Here is an 18,181-nt window from a genome sequence, read left to right on the forward strand (position 1 = left end):
TCGATCATTCCCGAGCTTTATCTAACATCTTCTGAATGTAAATTCCGGTGTAGGACTGCGGCATCTTTGCCACCTCCTCCGGCGTCCCCTGTGCGATCACAGTACCTCCGCGGTCACCGCCCTCCGGACCGATATCAATGATATAATCTGCCGTCTTGATCACATCCAGATTGTGTTCGATCACGATCACGGTATTGCCGCCCTCTGCCAGACGATGCAGAATATCGATCAGCTTATGGACATCCGCAAAATGAAGTCCTGTCGTCGGCTCGTCCAGCACATACACGGTCTTACCTGTGCTTCTGCGGCTCAGCTCGGTTGCCAGCTTGATACGCTGTGCCTCACCACCGGACAGAGTTGTCGATGGCTGTCCCAGCTTCACATAAGAAAGTCCGACATCATACAACGTCTTGATCTTACGATAGATAGACGGAATCGGCTCGAAAAAGCCAAGTGCCTCCTCCACCGTCATGTCGAGCACCTCAAAGATACTCTTCCCTTTATACTTCACATCGAGCGTCTCTCTGTTATACCTCTTGCCATTGCAGACCTCGCATGGCACATAGATGTCCGGCAGGAAGTTCATCTCGATCTTGATGATACCATCGCCCTGACATGCCTCGCAGCGACCACCCTTGACATTGAAGCTGAAACGACCTTTCTTGTAACCGCGTGCCTTCGCCTCCGGGGTGGATGCAAAAAGATCACGGATCATATCAAACACACCTGTATAAGTTGCCGGATTGGAACGCGGCGTTCTGCCGATCGGTGACTGATCAATATTGATAACCTTGTCTAACTGTGCGAGCCCCTCCACGCAGTCATGCTTGCCCGGCACAAAGCGGGCGCGGTTTAACTTTCTTGCCAGCTCCTTATACAGGATCTCATTGACAAGCGAACTCTTACCGGAGCCGGAAACACCGGTCACACACGTCATGACACCTAACGGGAAGGACACGTCAATATTCTTCAGATTATTCTCTCTTGCTCCCCGCACTGTGATCCAGCCGGTCGGCTCTCTTCTCTCAGATGGTACCGGAATCCGGATCCGTCCGCTCAGATAAGCACCGGTCACGGAATCCTTGCATTTCATAATATCCTTTACGCTGCCGGCAGCAACCACCTCACCACCGTGCGTTCCGGCTCCCGGTCCGATATCCACGATATAATCTGCCGCAAACATCGTATCCTCATCATGCTCTACCACGATCAGGGTATTGCCAAGATCCTTTAGCTTCTTGAGTGTCTGGATCAGCTTGTCATTATCTCTCTGATGCAGGCCGATACTAGGCTCATCCAATATATATGCAACACCGACCAGACCGGAGCCGATCTGTGTCGCCAGACGTATTCTCTGTGCTTCACCACCGGACAGGGTGCCGGTCGCTCTCGCCAGTGTCAGATATTCCAGACCGACATCCAGCAGGAACTGCAAACGTGCCTTGATCTCTCTGAGAACAAGCTTACCGATTGCAAGCTGATGCGGTGTCAGCTCCAGCCCCTGCATAAACTCCATCAGATGGCTGATCGACAGCTCTGTTACCTCTGCAATATTCTTATCTCCGACCGTCACTGCCAGAGCCTCCGGCTTCAGTCTCTTACCGCCGCACTCTGCACACGGAGTGATACGCATATAGCTCTCGTACTCCTTCTTCATACGTTCGGAACCACACTCGCGGTAACGTCTCTGCACATTCTTGATCACGCCCTCGAATGCGACATCATAAACACCGACACCACGCTGACCGCGGTACTTAACCTTGACAACACGTCCATCGGTTCCATGCATGAGCATGTGGCATATCTCCTTCGGCAGGTCCTCATACGGCGTATTGATGTCAAATCCATAGGAATCTGCCAGCGCATCCAGAATACTTCTGCAGTAGCTTGTCGTATCCTTTGCCGACTGCCAGCCAAGCACTGTCAGCGCACCATCCGCCAGACTCAGCGATGGATCCGGTATCATCAGCGCCTCATCAAACTCCATCTTCACACCGATACCGTGACAGACCGGACAGGCACCAAACGGATTATTAAATGAAAAGGTACGCGGTTCCAGCTCGTCAACGCTGATTCCGCAGTCCGGGCAGGAAAAGCTCTGGCTGAAGCTCATCTGCTCCCCTCCCGGGATATCCACGATCATCAGCCCGTCAGACAGCTTCAGTACATTCTCGATGGAATCCACCAGACGCTTCTGAATACCATCGCGAACCACAAGACGATCCACCATCACTTCGATATTGTGTTTTTTATTCTTTTCGAGGGAAATCTCCTCAGATAACTCATACAAATGACCATCGACAACAACACGGACATAGCCGCTTTTGCGGGCAGACTCGAACACCTTGACATGCTGTCCCTTGCGCCCACGCACAACCGGAGCCAGAAGCTGAAGCCTCGTCCCCTCCGGCAGCTCCATGATCTCATCTGCCATCTGATCGACCGTCTGCGCATAGATCTCCTTCCCACACTTCGGACAATGCGGAATACCGATCCTCGCATACAGAAGGCGGAAATAGTCGTAAATCTCCGTCACCGTACCAACCGTGGAACGCGGGTTACGGTTCGTCGACTTCTGATCGATCGAGATCGCCGGCGGCAGTCCCTCAATGGCATCCACATTCGGCTTCTCCATCTGTCCCAGAAACTGGCGGGCATAAGAAGACAGCGACTCCATATAACGTCTCTGTCCCTCTGCGTAGATCGTATCAAATGCCAGAGAAGACTTCCCGGAACCACTGAGTCCGGTAAATACAACAAACTCGTCTCTCGGCACGTCCAGATCGATCTCCTTCAGATTGTGCTCTGCTGCCTTTCGTATCTTTATATATTTCTTTAACTGCTCATGCTTTGCCATAATAAACCATGCCTTTCTATATCCATCACATTTTGCATAAGCCGATGATAGCATGTTTTAAATCGTTTTTCAAGTACATATGTTCGATTTTCCAAATCCGGTATATTTTGTCAATCAAAACATCACAATGCTTCGGCAAAAATCGAAAAAGCTTCATTTTGCCTTCGCACACATTATCTGATATACGGAGAGTCGCCCCTGTCCGTCACGATCCGGTATCCGATCGATTCCATACGGCGGTTCAGGCAGCCACGGCACTCTGCCGCCTCCTCGCCGGTACAGATCTTGTGATCATACAGCGCATATTTCTTTCGCACGGCAACCGGAGAGAGGTTCGGCATTACAACATTAGCACCCGCCCGGATCCCCATCTCACGTCCCAGCGGATGGATTGTTCCAAGTGCTGTTGTCGCCGGAAGAAGTACCTTCTTCTCCTGTAAACGCAGCAGACTTAACAGAAACAGCGTCAGTTCCAGACTTCCCTGCGCCTTATCGGCAAACGGTGTCCCCGCCGCCGGCACAAACGGTCCGATCCCCACCATATGCGGTTTCAGTTCATAAATAAACTCCATATCCTGTGCAAGCTGCTCCGGTCCCTGTCCCGGCGAGCCTACCATAAAGCCACAGCCCACCTGATAACCGATCTCACGCAGCGTATACAGACATTTCTTCCGATGCTCCGGCGACATTTCCTGCGGATGCATGGAACGGTAATGCACATCGTCCGCCGTCTCATGGCGCAGCAGATAACGGTCTGCCCCCGCCTCATACCATCTGCGGTAGGTCTCCCCGGAACGCTCTCCCACTGACAGCGTCACCGCACACTTCGGATAACGCTGCTTAATCTCATGAATCAACTCCTCATACCATTCATCCCGGAAATATCCATCCTCGCCTCCCTGCAGGACAAAGGTCCGGAAACCAAGCTCCCAGCCCTCCTCACAGCAGGCAAGAATGTCCTCCCTCGTCAGGCGGTACCGGTCCGCATCCGGATTACTGCGGCGGATCCCGCAGTAATAACAGTCGTTCCTGCAGTAATTGGTAAACTCAATCAGTCCACGGACATATACATCATGCCCGTAAACAGACTGCGCCACGGCTCTCGCCTTCTGTGCGGCATAATCTCTGAGCGCATCGTCCTGATACGCAGAAAGGAGCGTGATCCATTCCTCACGCTCCAAAGTCTCCTTATCTTCCAGCTTATCAATCAGATCAAACATATCGGAAACCTCCACTGTCCCTTTACTTTGCTGCCAATTCCAACATCTTCTCAAGTGGTCTGCAGGACTTTTCTGCAATATCCGGATCCACGATCATCTCCGGCTGCAATGTCTCCAGTGCCTTTTTGACCTTTTCGAGTGTAATCTTCTTCATATTCGGACAGAACTGACGGTGTCCCACGGAATAAAAACGCTTCTGCGGATTCTTCTGACCCAGCTCATAGAAAACACCCATCTCGGTACAGATAATAAATTCCTGCGCCTCGCTCTGCGTTGCATAATCAATAATCTGAGAAGTGCTTCCGATAAAATCAGAAAGCTCCAGAACATCTCCGGTACACTCCGGATGTGTCAACACCTCCGCCTTAGGATGTGCTGCCTTCGCCTTCAAAAGCTCATCGGCATGAATGCTCTTGTGTACATGACAGAAGCCGTCATTGAAAATAAAATTCTTCTCCGGAAGCTGCTTTGCCACATAACGTCCCAGATTCTCATCCGGAATGAAATAAATATTCTTCTCTTTGAGATTGCTTACCACCTTGATCGCATTGGAGGAGGTTACGCAGACATCCGAATGTGCCTTTAACTCCGAGGTTGAATTGACATAACATACAACTGCCACATCATCCCACTCACTGCGGACCTGCTCGATCTTTGCCACCTCTGCCATATGCGCCATCGGACAGTCTGCAAATTCATCTGCCATAACGACCTTTTTGCCCGGATTTAAAACCTTGGCACTCTCTCCCATAAAGGATACGCCGCAGAAAATGATCGTCTGCTCCTTCAGCTCGATCGCCAGCTTGCTTAGGAAATAAGAATCTCCCACATAATCCGCAATCGCCTGTACTTCCCCATCCACATAATAATGCGCAAGGATAACCGCATCCTGCTTTTCCTTTAACTCAAGTATCTCTTTTTTTAACTGTTCTACATTTGTCTCCTGCATCTTTTCCTCTTTCCGGCCGAATGCTGTCATTCGTCTCCTGCTCTACACGCTTATCTTAAGCCTCTCCATTAACATATGCCTTTCATGCCGTCTCCTTAAACCGCATGAAGATTCTTCAGGGAAATATCCATGATCGGTGCGGAATGTGTCAGCGCACCGCTGGATACATAATCCACTCCCACATCGATCATGTTCTTGATATTCTCTCTTGTCACATTACCGGAGCACTCCGTCAGCGCTCGTCCAGCGATCAGCTTGACCGCTTCCTTCATCTTATCCGGTGTCATATTATCCAGCATGATAATATCCGCACCCGCCTCGCACGCTTCCTTAACCTGCTCCAGTGTCTCCACCTCGACCTCAATCTTGTGTACAAAGGACGCATACTCTTTCGCCATTCTGACTGCCTTTGTAATACTTCCTGCTGCACCGATATGATTGTCCTTGAGCATCACACCATCCGACAGATTGTAACGGTGGTTGCTTCCTCCGCCAACCTTAACAGCATATTTCTCAAACAGACGCATATTCGGCGTCGTCTTTCTGGTATCCAGAAGTGTTGTGTGACTGCCCTCTAAAAGTTGTGCGATCTCATGAGTATAAGTAGCGATACCACTCATTCTCTGAAGATAATTCAGTGCTGTTCTCTCACCGGATAACAAAGTGCGGATATCTCCTGTCACGACTGCCATCAGATCTCCTGCGTGAACGAAATCGCCCTCCTTTACCTTCATATCAAATGTCACCGTATCATCCAGAAGTTCAAAAACACGCTGGAATACCCACAGACCACAGATCACTCCGTCCTGCTTGCAGATCAGATCAACCTGTCCCTTCTGATATTCGGGCATGACACAGTTCGTAGAAATGTCCTCGCTGGTGATGTCCTCCTCCAACGCCATACGGATATATCTGTCCGCATTCATCTTCATAAATGTTGTATCACTCATGTCTCTTTTTCTCCTTTTCTATTTCCTCTAAAACAATGTTCTTGTATTGTTCCTTTAACTGCTCCAGATTCTGATACAGGCTCCAGTCAACACGGTCCGTAACATCCTTTGCCACCGGAAGCTCAGACGACGTGATTTCACCCGCACAGCGGTCTGCAAATACCATCGACTCAAGCAGGGAATTGCTTGCCAGACGGTTTGCTCCGTGAACACCGTTGCAGGAGGTCTCCCCGACGGCGTACAACCGATCCATGGAGGTTCTGCTCGAAAGATTAACTTTGATACCTCCCATGAAATAATGCTGTGCCGGCACTACAGGAACCGGCTCTTTCGTTACATCATAGCCTTCCTCCAGACATCTCTGGCAAATATTCGGAAAATGACTGCGGATCTCCTCCTCCGGAATACGCTCCAGCGAAAGTCTCACATACGGCATATCATCCTCCGCCATCTGCTTATGGATTGCCGCCGTAACAACATCTCTCGGCAAAAGCTCATCCACAAACCGCTCTCCGTTCTTATTCAGAAGGATCGCCCCCTCGCCTCTCACAGACTCAGAGATCAGAAAACGTCGTCCCGGTTTCTCTGAATATAATGTCGTCGGATGGATCTGAATATAATCGATATGCTCCATCTCAATCCCGTGACGAATTGCGATCGCCAGCGCATCTCCCGTGATATGCCGAAAATTCGTCGAGTGCTGATACAGTCCGCCAAGACCTCCGCACGCCAAAACCGTATAGCCCGCCTGTACCGTGCCGAGGCTGCCGTCCGCCTCGCGGATCACAAGTCCCTCGCAGCCGTTTTCTCCGTCAATGATATCGAGCATCATCGTATGATCCAATATCGTAATATTGTCTCTCTCCTGTGCTCTCGCAAGAAGCTTGCTTGTAATCTCCTTGCCGGTGATATCTTCATGAAACAGGATACGCGGTCTGGAATGACCACCCTCTCTTGTAAATGCAAGCTCATCGCCATTCCGTTCAAAATCCACACCATAGCCCAGCAGATCCTCTGCGATCCGGTTGGAGGAACGGATCATGACATCGACGGATGCCTTATTATTCTCATAGTGTCCTGCTTTCATAGTATCTTCAAAATAGCTGTTATAGTCCTCCTCGCCGCGCAGCATGCACATACCGCCCTGTGCCAGAAAGGAATCGCTCTGATCCACGTCATCCTTGGTGATCATCAGGATCTGATACTCCACCGGCAGCTTAAGTGCACAGAATAATCCTGCCGCACCTGTTCCAACTATCACAACATCTGTCTGTCTGTTCATTTTTATTAAATATTCCTTTCTCAGGTTCATTTCTTTTTCATTCTTCTCTATCGAAATACTACCATGGAATGCAGCCCTGCATTAAAATTCAGGCTCTTGACCAGAACACGTATCTCTGCTGTTCCGGTATCCTTTTCCCTAAGCTCCACATCCAGCGGTCCCGGCCATTCCCGTGCCGTTTCCCCACGAAGCTCACCATTGATATACACACTGCATTCCCCCCAGACACTCTCAAAATGCAGCACCGGGAGTCTTCCGTTGATCGATTCCGGGATCTTCGTGCGGATCCGGTAAATGCCGTATTTGCCTTCCTGATCCTCAAAGATTGCAGGTGTTCCCGACTTCTCATCGACCTGCACATCCATCCAGGTATTCATATCAAACTCATCCACATGCATATTGACATCCGGCTTCTCGGCAAACAACTCTGAGGTCATCTTCCAACCGGTCAGATACTGCTGACGGATGCTCTCTACAAACGGCTCCGTTTTCCTTGTGGAAAGAGGGATCATCAAGCTTCCAAACTCAACCTCCGGCGCAACTGCAGAGATCACCATCTGACCGGCTCCCTCCTCAGCCTGCACAATTGCCTGACACCGTCCGTTAAACAAGCTTCTGTGACCGGATCCAAAATCTTCATGACAGGTCGGATCTCCATTGCAGGTTCCAAGGATCACACCGCCCTCCACCGAGATATCTATCTCAAAGGAAGCATCCGGCACTCCTCTGCCCTTCTCATCCACTGCATAAATATTAACCGGCATGGCATCTCTTCCATCATTATACATGCCTCTGTGCCATGGCACGATCTTCAGACGCACCGGCTCCCCGGTTGTGATCTTCACATCATGGGCAGCTTTCACGCCATCTTTATAACCGATCAATTCAATGTAGCCCGGCTGATATGGAACCTCCCACTCTGCCTGCTCGTACAGATTGATCTTCTTGCGGCCGTAGGACTTACGGTTCACGATCAGTTCCGCCTCATCACAGTTGGTGTGAGACATCACCCGGATCAGCTCACCCTCTCTGCCCCGGTGATTCCAGTGCGGCAGCACATGACACACGGGCTTTCTGGAAAAGATCGCCTTCGCCATGTAAAACGCATCCTTCGCATAGCCACAGGTATCCATCAGTCCAAAATAAGAGGATACGGACGGCCATGTATACGGGGTCGGCTCTCCCAGGTAATCAAAACCGGTCCACATAAATGCCCCCGCCATAAAATCACGCACCATGATATCCTTCCAGGTCTGACGCACGGTACTTCCCCAGTCTGCACACCGTTCATCATAGCAGCTGATCAGGTGGCGTTCATCATCATCCTCATAACAGCTGCGCACGGAAAAAGCAGATGTCGATTCACTTGCAAACACCGGCATGTCCGGGTGCTTCTCATGAAACGAGTCATACTGATCTGTCTGGTAATTGATGCCACACACATCCAGAGAATCCACGGCACTTTCCTCCGCGTCCAGCCCGCCATGCATCGCACCGGTCACAAAACGGGTATCATCCAGTGCACGGATCTCATCCCGCATGGTCTGTGCCATTCTCCTGCCTTCCTCTGTTCCCTGCAGCGGCTCCTCGTTAAAGATCGAATACATGATCACTGACGGATGATTCCGGTCTCTTAAAACCATTGTACGAAGCTGTGTCAGCCCCTCCTCCGATGTCTCAAAATTTCTGTTCTCATCAATCACTAACATTCCCATTCTATCACACGCGTCAAGCAACTCTTTGTGAGGCATGCCATGGGCGCAGCGATATGCGTTGGAACCCATCGCCTTCAATCGTTCGATCCGATATTCATGAAGTGCATCCGGCACTGCAACACCGATTCCTCCAAAATCCTGATGGTTGCAGGTTCCAAACAGCTTCACCGGACGTCCGTTCAGCAGAAAACCTTTTTTCGGATCCATTGCGATCGTGCGGAAGCCGCAGATCGTCTTGTCCGAATCAACCAGTTCATCCTCCACAAACACCTTCGTGATCACTTCATATATATTAGGTTCCTCGATATCCCATACCTTCGGATCCTCAATCGTAAATTCCGTCTCAACCTGTGACTCCTCCCCGGCTTCGCAGACAACGCCTTCGTTATTGATATTGACCTCTAATTCCTGATCCGGGTCAACCAGCGTTGTGGAAATCCGCACCTCGGTATCCTTCTCTGTCTGGTTGCAGATATTGGTAAACAGATTCACCTTCCATGTATTCTCCTCGATCTCCTCCATCCGGATCGACAGACCATACTGCGGAATATGGATCGGATTCTTGATGTTGAGCCATACATGCCGGTATATTCCGGCACCTTCATACCACCAGCCCTCCCAGACATCAGCATCTACAAATACCGCAAGCACATTCGGTCTCGTCCCAAAATGCGCCCGGTCCGAAATATCGATCTGAAAAGGTGTGTATGCGGAAAAACTGCGATGGATCACAGATCCGTTAAAATACACGACTGCATGTGAGGCAATCCCCTCAAATTCGATCGTAAGCTCCTTGTCCCTGTACTTCTCCGGAATTGCAAACACCTTTCGGTACCACGCCTTTCCTCCCGGCTTATATCCCCAGTTGGCAGCACCATCCTCTGAGAAAGGCTGACGGATCGCCCAGTCATGAGGCACATTGACCGTCTCCCAGTCTCTTGCATCAAAGTCCTCCTGCGGAACACCCGGACAAGCTCCTGCTTTCGAAGTATTATATATATAACTATGAGTTTTTTCGACCGGTTCATCCACGTCTCCCAGATGGAAACTCCAGTCCTTGTCCATCGACAAAGCAACTCTTGTACTCATATAAAAACACCTCCGCATCTTCTTCTAATCATTAAAACATACCACCACTGTAACGTCAAGGAAAACAGAGGATTCCGGACAGTAAATAATTGCATTTATCCTCCATTTGTAGTAGAATATACTTAGTGATCTAAATTATCATTGAATGCCCGTAACCGGCAAATAAATGAGAAAAGGAGAATACATATGGAATTAAAAGATTTTATGGATTTAAGCAAGCTGCAGAAGATTCAGGATGCTTTTTCCGATGCCACCGGACTCGCTGCGATCGCAGTCGGCAAGAACGGGGAATACATCACAGAAGGAAGCAATTTCACGGATTTCTGCATGAAATATACCCGCAACTCCGTTGAGGGCAACCGTCGTTGTGTAAAGTGTGACAACGAATGTACCGGCACCTATTACTGTCATGCCGGCCTCATGGATTTCGCCTTCGACATTATGTTAAACGATGAGAAGGTCGGTGCGATCATCGGTGGTCAGGTACTTCCTTCCGAGCCGGACGATGAGCAGTTCCGTCAGACGGCAAGAGAGCTTGGCATTGACGAGGACGCTTATGTTGCCGCGCTCCATCAGGTTCCGATCAGTTCCGAGAAGCGGATTCGTGCCGCAGCAGAGCTTCTTGGTGACATCGTCAACCAGCTTGTTAATCTGGAATATTTCCGTCACATCAACGGAGACCGTTTTTCACAGTTACACACTGAAGTAATGCATACCACAGAGATCATTCAGGATATCAACTCCAACACACATTCTCTGAAGTCCATCGCTAACAAGCAGAAGATGCTTTCACTCAACGCATCCATCGAAGCTGCCCGCAGTGGCGAAGCCGGCGTTGGTTTTGCCGTTGTTGCAAAAAGCATGGGTGAACTTTCTTCCCAGTCTGCTACGATCTACGGCGACATCGAGAAGTCTGTTGCCGAGGTAACCAAGTCGATCAACGAAGTTGCCGCATTATTCGAAGAGTAGATCATTCCGGTAAGAGTTTCGGAATTTGCAACGCTTCCGTAAATTGTTGGCGCACATCATTAAATCTTCAAAACAAACAGGGACGTCTGTACCGCTCCGATCGTTCGATTTTATAACGAACCCGTTGAGACGATACAGGCATCCCTTTTTTATTCCCCAAGCTTCATGTATTCAATAATATGTAGATGCGCTCATTGCATTTGAACCGTTGATATGCGAAGTGTGCGTTCTTTATTCACTGTTCTCCGGCCGTTTCCTGACTCTCCGATAAGCAAACAGCGAACACACATATAACAAAAGAAAAATCCCTCCACTTGCAGGAGCAATACTGCACCATTTTCCGCTATGGCAGGTCTGCAGATCTATCGTATAAGTATTCTGCATATATTTTACACGCCAAACACAGATAACGGACAATATCAGATAGATCATCACCAAACCACCGCGAACAGCCAGAGTCCCTTTACACTGATATTTCCCTTTTCTGCACCGGAATATATTCCGGATCTGAAGGATCACCAGCATGAAAAGAACCACGATCATCCCCTGACATACGACAGCAATAAACTGCGAAGGAACATTCTTCCGTTGTAGAAGTCCTGCTGCCAGCTTAAACCCGGTCCAAAGGATACATGAAAAGCAGCCTTGCAGGCTCAGCACCGGCAGGAAGAACATTCCAAGCAGCAATAATGGATAGCCGGTCCAGATCACATGCTCCCACATTTGTATCTTAGGTTGTTTCATACACTTTCTCCTCAATATTATATAGCAAAATATCTCTCCTCATTTCGAACATTTTCCTATATAACGAAAAACTCCACACACAGCAGATGCCATGTGTGAAGTCTCTATCACTCAAATATATCAATTACATTACCAGACGAACCTCGGTAACAGGAGTCAGCTTGTCAGCCGGGATATAATTATCCTCGAACTTCTCACCGTTTACATAGAACTCCTTGAAACCGCTCTCTGCGCCGTTTGGATTCTCAACCTTGATCTCAAGCTTGCTTCCACGGAAATTCTTCTCCATGGTAAATTCCTTCCAATCGCTTGGAATAGAAGGTGCGATACGGATACCATCCAGATCAGGACGGATACCACAGATACCCTCTACGCAGCCTACCATACAGGTAGATGCTGTACCGGTCAGCCAGTGTACATGAGAACGTCCATGGAATGGGCTCTCATCACCCTCTGTGTACTGTCCGTGTACATATGGCTCCAGCTTACGGATCTCAGCCTTATCATTCTGAGAGGATGGTGAACTCTCCTCAAAATACTGGAATGCCTTATTACCATGTCCCATCAGAGACTCTGCAAGAATGATCCATCCCTGTGTCTGAGAGAAGATACCACCGTTCTCCTTTGTTGATGGAGGGAACAGACCAGCCAGTGCGCCATCGAAATAATGATCCACATAAGATGGAGCCATTACCTTTGCACCATATGCTGTGTTCAGCTCGCGGTCAACAGATTCCAGAGCCTTCTCTGCCTGATCCTTTGTAGCAAGACCGGAAATAACAGCCCATGACTGTGGATTCAGCCACATACTTGCCTCCGGATCCTTCTTGGAACCGATCAGTTCCCCTGTATCCTTAAAGCCACGGTTGAAACGGTCATCCTCCCACCACAGCTCATTGATCTTGTCACCGATCTCCTTCTGGGTCTTGTCCAGATAAGCGATATAATCGGTATCGTTCTTCTTCTGTGCGAAGAGACGCATAATAGAGAATGCATAGTATAACTGCATTGCAACGAAGGATGACTCACCCTGTGCACCAAGACGCAGACAGTCATTCCAGTCAGCATGAAGACCGGCCGGCAGACCGTGTGGTCCCAGATGATTCATAGAGAAATCGATCGCTCTCTGTAAATGCTCATATACGGTTGCCTTCTCCGGCACGTTAGACCAGGTGATCTCCTCATCCATAAATGCAAGATTACCTGTCTCTGAAACATACTTAAATACAGTAGGGAAGAGCCACAGTGCATCATCTGCACGATATGCAGGATGTCCTGTCTCCTTTACATAATCCGGATCATCCGGTGTCCCCTCATGACCGGCACGCTCATCGTGATCGAAACGTACCAGTGGAAGTCCGCCACCGTTGTCTACCTGTGCAGACAGCATGAAACGGATCTTGTCCAGTGCAGCCTCCGGATCCGTATGAATGACACCCTGAATATCCTGAACGGTATCTCTGTAACCATATCCGTTACGCTCACCGCAGTAGATGAAGGATGCTGCTCTTGACCATGTAAATGTCAGGAAGCACTGATATGCATTCCATGTATTAACCATGCTGTTAAAAGCAGGGCTTGGTGTATTGATTTTGAAGTTGTCCAGCTTTGCATGCCAGAACTTCTTCAGCTCATCAATCTCCTTATCACATACGGAAACATCCTCATAGCATGCAAGGATCTTGTCCGCATCAGAAGCCTTATAACGTCCCAGAACGAAAGCCAGCTCCTTTGTCTCGCCCGGAGCAAGCTCCAGTGCAGTATGAAGAGCACCACAGCTGTTCTCGTTGTAGTTGAGAACGCCATCACACTCACCACGCTCTACAGCAACCGGATTGCCATAATCGTGATACATACCGATGAAGGCTTCCTTATCACCATTGTAAGAAGTAACCTTCTGTCCTGCCATACCGAAGAAACGTTCCTTGCCGTTGCTTCCGTCCGGACCCTTGTACCAGTTCAGATTGATCTGCTGCAGAATCTTGTTGCCAAGGAATACTGTGTTCGTTGTACACAGAGAATACTGCAGGTTTACCTGATCCTGATTGTAATTATCATCATTAGAAAGCTCTGCATAACCAAATACAGAAATCTTACGAGGCTTGTCCGTTGTGTTCGTCACCTTACATCTCCAAACCTCATATACCTTTCCGAGAGGCACATAGTAATCTGCCTGTGTCTTAATGCCCGCATACTCAGAGAACATTGTAGTATAAGCAGTTCCATGATGAACCTCGCTCTTATACTCATTCAGGTCCTTGCCAACCGGCTGCCAGGAAGCAGACCAGAAATCAGCAGTCTCATCGTCTCTGATGTAAATGTAACGTCCCGGTGTATCATCACTGTTGAAATGATAACGCAGGATACGGCCATTGGCACCGCTCTTAACAAAGCTGTAACCACCCGCATTGTTGGAAATGATCGCACCATACTCCGGAGAACCAAGATAGTTACACCAAGGAGCCGGTGTATCCGGTCTGGTGATCACATATTCGCGGTTCTTCTCATCAAAGTAACCATAATTCATGAAAATATCCTCCTCTTTCTACTAACGGTTTTCACCATTTTCTCATATTATCATTATACGACACCACCCCAAAAGTATCAACAACATAACAAACATTTTCTAACAGTATTTTGATATCTTGTCACTATTCACGGATAGATTTTTCAAGGAAACTACCACGTAAGCTTGCTTACAAGTGGTAGTTTATTTGGAAAATCAGCCGGGCAGGCTGTTACCACCCACACCCGCAGACAGAGGACGCCTGTTTTGGGCGGACTCTAGCCGCTGCTTTTGCGGCGGTCTGTGGGCTGTGGTGGTAACTCCGTGAATAGTAAATCCTCACAACTTTCTACTTTATTATACCCACCTTTTTCATCAGCAACTGGGTATAACGGGTATAACGCCCCAACAATTGACGAATTTCAATCTATTTTCCCGGCTTACTGTTTTTTATTGACGATTTTTTTCAACTATGTTACAATATGGAACATGTCACGAGGGAGTAATCGGTACATGAGTGCACGGACAAGCATAACGCTCCGGCGATTTGAAATGTATAGTATTATCGACATACTGGTATTGATACCCGGTAATACTTTAAATGATGAGACTCATGGCAGTGTTTTTACACTGCCATGGGTCTCTTTTTTACCGGATCGGAAAGTGTCCGTAACGCAAACTCCGGCTCTGTCCTTTTTACCACCGGTTCCTCACACAATACGTAAGGAGATTTCTTATGCTTTTATTTTTCCAGATTATGTTCACCGAATTTATCGCTGAGATGGGTGATAAGACACAGCTCATGCTGGTTGCACTGACCTCGCGCTTCAAGCTGCGCGACATCATTATCGGCACAGCAGCCGCCATTCTTGTGTTAAACGGACTAGCCGTTCTTCTGGGTGGTCTGGTCAGCGAGATCATTCCAACATGGCTCATCCGACTTGTTGCCGCATCCGCATTTCTGTTTTTTGCCATCACCTCTCTGAAGGGCGATGATGACGAGGAGGAAGAGACCAAAGAAGAAAATGTCTCTCGCTTCGCACCACTGACGGTTTTCTGTACATTTTTCGTTGCCGAGCTCGGAGACAAAACACAGCTTACCGCAATCACCTTCGGTGCCAATGAGGGTATGAATGCCGCCGTCACAGTCTGGCTCGCCTGCTCGATCGGTCTTTTTGCCGCAGACATCCTCGGTATGCTGATCGGTTATCTTCTGAAAAGCAAGACTCCGGACGGTATGTTAAATACTCTCGCATTCTTTATCTTTGCAATCTTCGGAAATATCACCATGCACGAAGGACTTGGACTTCTGCTCGGCAAAAATCATCCGGCAGTATTTCCTGTGACAATGATCATTGCGGTGCTTTTCATCCTGGCAAGCACCTTCGTCTTTATGAAGCGTATCCACAGGGATAAGGCTGAGCCAAACGAGTGATCCGTCCGCAAGGCATTATGAATAAAAGCTGATTCAAAGAAACAATCAGTCAACAAGATCATGTATATCAGGGTTGCTTCAAATAACTAAGTCTTCCCATACCTCAAATTGATGTATGCCCATAATATTTCTTATGTCCGGAAAATAAAATATGAATTTTGCCTGAGAAATCAGTTGATCCGTGAAATATGACTAAAAAATTGACACAGATCAGTAGGATCTCTAAATAACCGGACATAAGAAATATTATGAGAAAAACTCATTTTAACTTGTACTAAATCTTGACATAGGGCCAATTACAATTTCTTTATCGGATGTCTGATAACCGTTTTACATCTTTCCGGTGCAACTTTTCTTGGGTCTGATAAATAGATTTCGTGATGGTGACGTTCATCTGTGAAATCATTCACATATCCATTTTCTCCCAAATATTTATCCATTATTGCTACTGTTTCAGGCTCATTATCAAATGATCCAATATGCATAATCTGTACACATAAGCCTTCCTCTATACTCAGAAATTCTGCACTGGAACAATCCATCTTTTTCTTTTTTGAAGCGTTGTCTACCGCCCAATCAAAATCTTTCTTTGTAATAAAATCAGGCAACCGAATAACAGAAATCCAGTTAAAATCTGACTTATTGGAATAATCTACACCTTCAACATGATCCTGCCACCAAAATCCTTCAAGTGGTGGAACTACATATTCAAAGAAACCTTTTATTTTGTAATCCGTTTTATAACTCATCTTGAGAGTGTAAGCAACAGAATACAAAACACCAATCGCAGTTTTATATTGTCCGCCCTCTTCATTAGGGTTTCCTTTACCTCTAACTGCTATATAATTCATCCTTGGCATTGTTACAATCTGTGCCTTATTCTTGGGTAAATAAAACTCTTTATATTCTTTCTTAAAATCAAATGCCATTTTTTGCATCCCCACTTTCTAAAATCTCTTTTTGTTTCTTCTTACTAAAACCTCCAAGCACAAGATGATACGATTTATCCAATAAATCTTTTAGCAAATCGTCTTCGACTTCACCGTTTGGATTTATTGAATTCCAGTGCTGCTTGTTCATGTAATACCCCGGTATGATATCCTCATACTCTTCGCGCAAAAAGCTACCCTCTGATGGCTCTAATTTCAAAGTTATATAATATGGTCTATTGTCTTCGCCAAGACACACTGCTGCAAACATTTTTCCACCTACCGCATAACGGATCCAGTTCCACTGTGGTGGTAGTTTTGTCACGCCGTTTTTCTTCATAAGGAAATCGTCAATCCAACTATATCGCATCTGTATTAATGCAGACCAGATTTTACACTGATCAAGTCGGACTCCACAGTCACCTTCTTTTTCATCATAAGCGAACTCATTTAATTGTGTGCATGGGAAATCCGTACATTCCCCACAATGCTCCAACTTTTTCTCTTCACAACAGCTCTTTACCGGACAAACTCCCCAGAAAGGTTTGTCAATATTAGAACAGCCCTTACATTTTTCAGTCTTTTGCCAGTCACATTTGCTACATAAAATACCACACCTTGATTCCATTCACATTTCTCCTTAGCCTTCCATTGTATTGTCATATTTTTTCTTCATTTGCAGAATACTTTGTCGCAATTCTTGTCTCATTGTTTTGGGTTCTAGCAATTCTACCTTATCTCGAAAGGTCAATAGCCATGTAAGCAGATTTTCCTTATTCGTATAATCTGCCTGAAAAAGAAGCGTTCCATCTTTTTGTTCTCTAAAACAATCCGGTCCAAATTCTTCTACCAACCGCCATTTGCAATCTGCCTCAAACAAAGCTTTTACTTTAATTCCACCGGGAAATATTCGTTCATCTTTCAAGTCCGGAAGAGGAACCGTTCTCTCCGAAAAACAGTTTTTAGATAAATATACTTTATCCATACGATTTAATTTAAAAAGTCGGTAATCTCCTCTACTTTTGCACCACCCCCACACATACCAACTTGACCATCGAAAAATCAAATAATATGGTTCAATTGTTCGCTGCGACTCACCATTTGGAGCATAATAAAAGAATTCTAACTCCTTATGCTGCTCTATTGCCTTTCTTATCATTTCTATCTTCGATGCAAGAGAATCTTTATACCACGAAGAAAGGTCAATCAACACCGATTGATTTCCCACAAAGAAATCAGAAGATCCTATTGACAGCTTTTCCATTAACTGTCCATACCTATTAGTCCCATTCACACTATCCAAACTACGTAATCCTGCAAGGATATCCTGCATTTCATCACGGGTCAACATTGTTTTGTCAATTTTATAGCCGTCTATAATTGAAATCCCACCGTCTTTTCCTTGTCGTGTTACGATTGGTATACCTGCTTTACATAAATCTTCAATATCTCTGTTTATTGTTCTTCTCGACACTTCAAATATTTCCGACAAGTATGGAGCTGTAACCGTTTCTGTCTGTAATAGTATGGATAAAA

General features: G+C 47.1%; 13 protein-coding genes. 2 read left to right on the forward strand and 11 right to left on the reverse strand.

The window, feature by feature from the left end; genetic code table 11:
• Positions 1 to 4: 4 nt before the first annotated feature.
• From uvrA to galA, 6 genes are all read right to left on the reverse strand, one after another.
• The gene (uvrA, locus tag ACZLMD_RS06380; RefSeq protein WP_489495374.1) at positions 5 to 2,857 is read right to left on the reverse strand and encodes an excinuclease ABC subunit UvrA; all 2,853 of its coding nucleotides are present in this window, start codon (positions 2,855 to 2,857) and stop codon (positions 5 to 7) included.
• Positions 2,858 to 3,030: 173 nt separating this feature from the next.
• The gene (gene hydE, locus ACZLMD_RS06385) at positions 3,031 to 4,077 is read right to left on the reverse strand and encodes a [FeFe] hydrogenase H-cluster radical SAM maturase HydE (RefSeq protein ID WP_489495376.1); all 1,047 of its coding nucleotides are present in this window, start codon (positions 4,075 to 4,077) and stop codon (positions 3,031 to 3,033) included.
• Positions 4,078 to 4,099: 22 nt separating this feature from the next.
• Positions 4,100 to 5,026, reverse strand: a complete 927-nt coding sequence (nadA, locus tag ACZLMD_RS06390) for a quinolinate synthase NadA (protein ID WP_118560742.1) — start codon at positions 5,024 to 5,026, stop codon at positions 4,100 to 4,102.
• 95 nt (positions 5,027 to 5,121) lie between these two features.
• The gene (nadC, locus tag ACZLMD_RS06395) at positions 5,122 to 5,976 is read right to left on the reverse strand and encodes a carboxylating nicotinate-nucleotide diphosphorylase (RefSeq protein WP_022305545.1); all 855 of its coding nucleotides are present in this window, start codon (positions 5,974 to 5,976) and stop codon (positions 5,122 to 5,124) included.
• On the reverse strand, positions 5,969 to 7,258 hold the full coding sequence (locus ACZLMD_RS06400) for an L-aspartate oxidase (protein WP_489495378.1): 1,290 nt from the start codon (positions 7,256 to 7,258) through the stop codon (positions 5,969 to 5,971). The genes nadC and ACZLMD_RS06400 overlap by 8 nt, the downstream gene beginning before the upstream one ends.
• 47 nt (positions 7,259 to 7,305) lie before the next feature.
• The gene (galA, locus tag ACZLMD_RS06405; protein WP_489495379.1) at positions 7,306 to 10,062 is read right to left on the reverse strand and encodes a beta-galactosidase GalA; all 2,757 of its coding nucleotides are present in this window, start codon (positions 10,060 to 10,062) and stop codon (positions 7,306 to 7,308) included.
• Positions 10,063 to 10,248: 186 nt separating this feature from the next.
• Between galA and ACZLMD_RS06410 the strand changes: the two genes are divergently transcribed.
• Positions 10,249 to 11,031, forward strand: coding sequence for a PocR ligand-binding domain-containing protein (locus ACZLMD_RS06410; RefSeq protein ID WP_118560697.1), 783 nt, complete (start codon positions 10,249 to 10,251; stop codon positions 11,029 to 11,031).
• Positions 11,032 to 11,262: 231 nt separating this feature from the next.
• Here ACZLMD_RS06410 and ACZLMD_RS06415 read toward each other — a convergent pair whose 3' ends face one another.
• Together ACZLMD_RS06415 and ACZLMD_RS06420 are read right to left on the reverse strand one after the other, a co-directional pair.
• The gene (locus ACZLMD_RS06415) at positions 11,263 to 11,775 is read right to left on the reverse strand and encodes a hypothetical protein (RefSeq protein ID WP_455057635.1); all 513 of its coding nucleotides are present in this window, start codon (positions 11,773 to 11,775) and stop codon (positions 11,263 to 11,265) included.
• A 124-nt stretch (positions 11,776 to 11,899) separates the two neighbouring features.
• Positions 11,900 to 14,302 (reverse strand): glycoside hydrolase family 94 protein, encoded by a 2,403-nt coding sequence (locus tag ACZLMD_RS06420; protein WP_118560701.1) that lies wholly within the window; start codon positions 14,300 to 14,302, stop codon positions 11,900 to 11,902.
• 715 nt (positions 14,303 to 15,017) lie between these two features.
• Between ACZLMD_RS06420 and ACZLMD_RS06425 the strand changes: the two genes are divergently transcribed.
• The gene (locus ACZLMD_RS06425) at positions 15,018 to 15,716 is read left to right on the forward strand and encodes a TMEM165/GDT1 family protein (RefSeq protein ID WP_118560703.1); all 699 of its coding nucleotides are present in this window, start codon (positions 15,018 to 15,020) and stop codon (positions 15,714 to 15,716) included.
• A gap of 296 nt (positions 15,717 to 16,012) precedes the next feature.
• Here the strand turns inward: ACZLMD_RS06425 and ACZLMD_RS06430 are convergent, their stop codons facing one another.
• The 3 genes from ACZLMD_RS06430 to ACZLMD_RS06440 form a co-directional block, all read right to left on the reverse strand.
• Complete coding sequence (locus ACZLMD_RS06430; RefSeq protein ID WP_489495380.1) at positions 16,013 to 16,645, reverse strand: GyrI-like domain-containing protein; 633 nt, start codon at positions 16,643 to 16,645, stop codon at positions 16,013 to 16,015.
• The gene (locus ACZLMD_RS06435) at positions 16,635 to 17,273 is read right to left on the reverse strand and encodes an MmcQ/YjbR family DNA-binding protein (protein ID WP_489495381.1); all 639 of its coding nucleotides are present in this window, start codon (positions 17,271 to 17,273) and stop codon (positions 16,635 to 16,637) included. Before ACZLMD_RS06435 ends, ACZLMD_RS06430 begins: the two co-directional genes overlap by 11 nt.
• Positions 17,274 to 17,285: 12 nt before the next feature.
• Positions 17,286 to 18,181 (reverse strand): helix-turn-helix transcriptional regulator (locus ACZLMD_RS06440; protein ID WP_489495382.1); only part of this gene is annotated, 896 nt, incomplete at its 5' end.

This window comes from Jutongia sp., from assembly GCF_057878315.1.

Bases quoted from the DNA above. Each gene is read 5' to 3' on its own strand.
- ACZLMD_RS06415 (WP_455057635.1), bottom strand. From the start codon at position 11,775: ATGAAACAACCTAAGATACAAATGTGGGAGCATGTGATCTGGACCGGC.
- ACZLMD_RS06430 (WP_489495380.1), bottom strand. From the start codon at position 16,645: ATGGCATTTGATTTTAAGAAAGAATATAAAGAGTTTTATTTACCCAAG.
- nadA (WP_118560742.1), bottom strand. From the start codon at position 5,026: ATGCAGGAGACAAATGTAGAACAGTTAAAAAAAGAGATACTTGAGTTA.
- hydE (WP_489495376.1), bottom strand. From the start codon at position 4,077: ATGTTTGATCTGATTGATAAGCTGGAAGATAAGGAGACTTTGGAGCGT.
- ACZLMD_RS06400 (WP_489495378.1), bottom strand. From the start codon at position 7,258: ATGAACAGACAGACAGATGTTGTGATAGTTGGAACAGGTGCGGCAGGA.
- ACZLMD_RS06420 (WP_118560701.1), bottom strand. From the start codon at position 14,302: ATGAATTATGGTTACTTTGATGAGAAGAACCGCGAATATGTGATCACC.
- ACZLMD_RS06410 (WP_118560697.1), top strand. From the start codon at position 10,249: ATGGAATTAAAAGATTTTATGGATTTAAGCAAGCTGCAGAAGATTCAG.
- galA (WP_489495379.1), bottom strand. From the start codon at position 10,062: ATGAGTACAAGAGTTGCTTTGTCGATGGACAAGGACTGGAGTTTCCAT.
- ACZLMD_RS06435 (WP_489495381.1), bottom strand. From the start codon at position 17,273: ATGGAATCAAGGTGTGGTATTTTATGTAGCAAATGTGACTGGCAAAAG.
- nadC (WP_022305545.1), bottom strand. From the start codon at position 5,976: ATGAGTGATACAACATTTATGAAGATGAATGCGGACAGATATATCCGT.
- ACZLMD_RS06425 (WP_118560703.1), top strand. From the start codon at position 15,018: ATGCTTTTATTTTTCCAGATTATGTTCACCGAATTTATCGCTGAGATG.
- uvrA (WP_489495374.1), bottom strand. From the start codon at position 2,857: ATGGCAAAGCATGAGCAGTTAAAGAAATATATAAAGATACGAAAGGCA.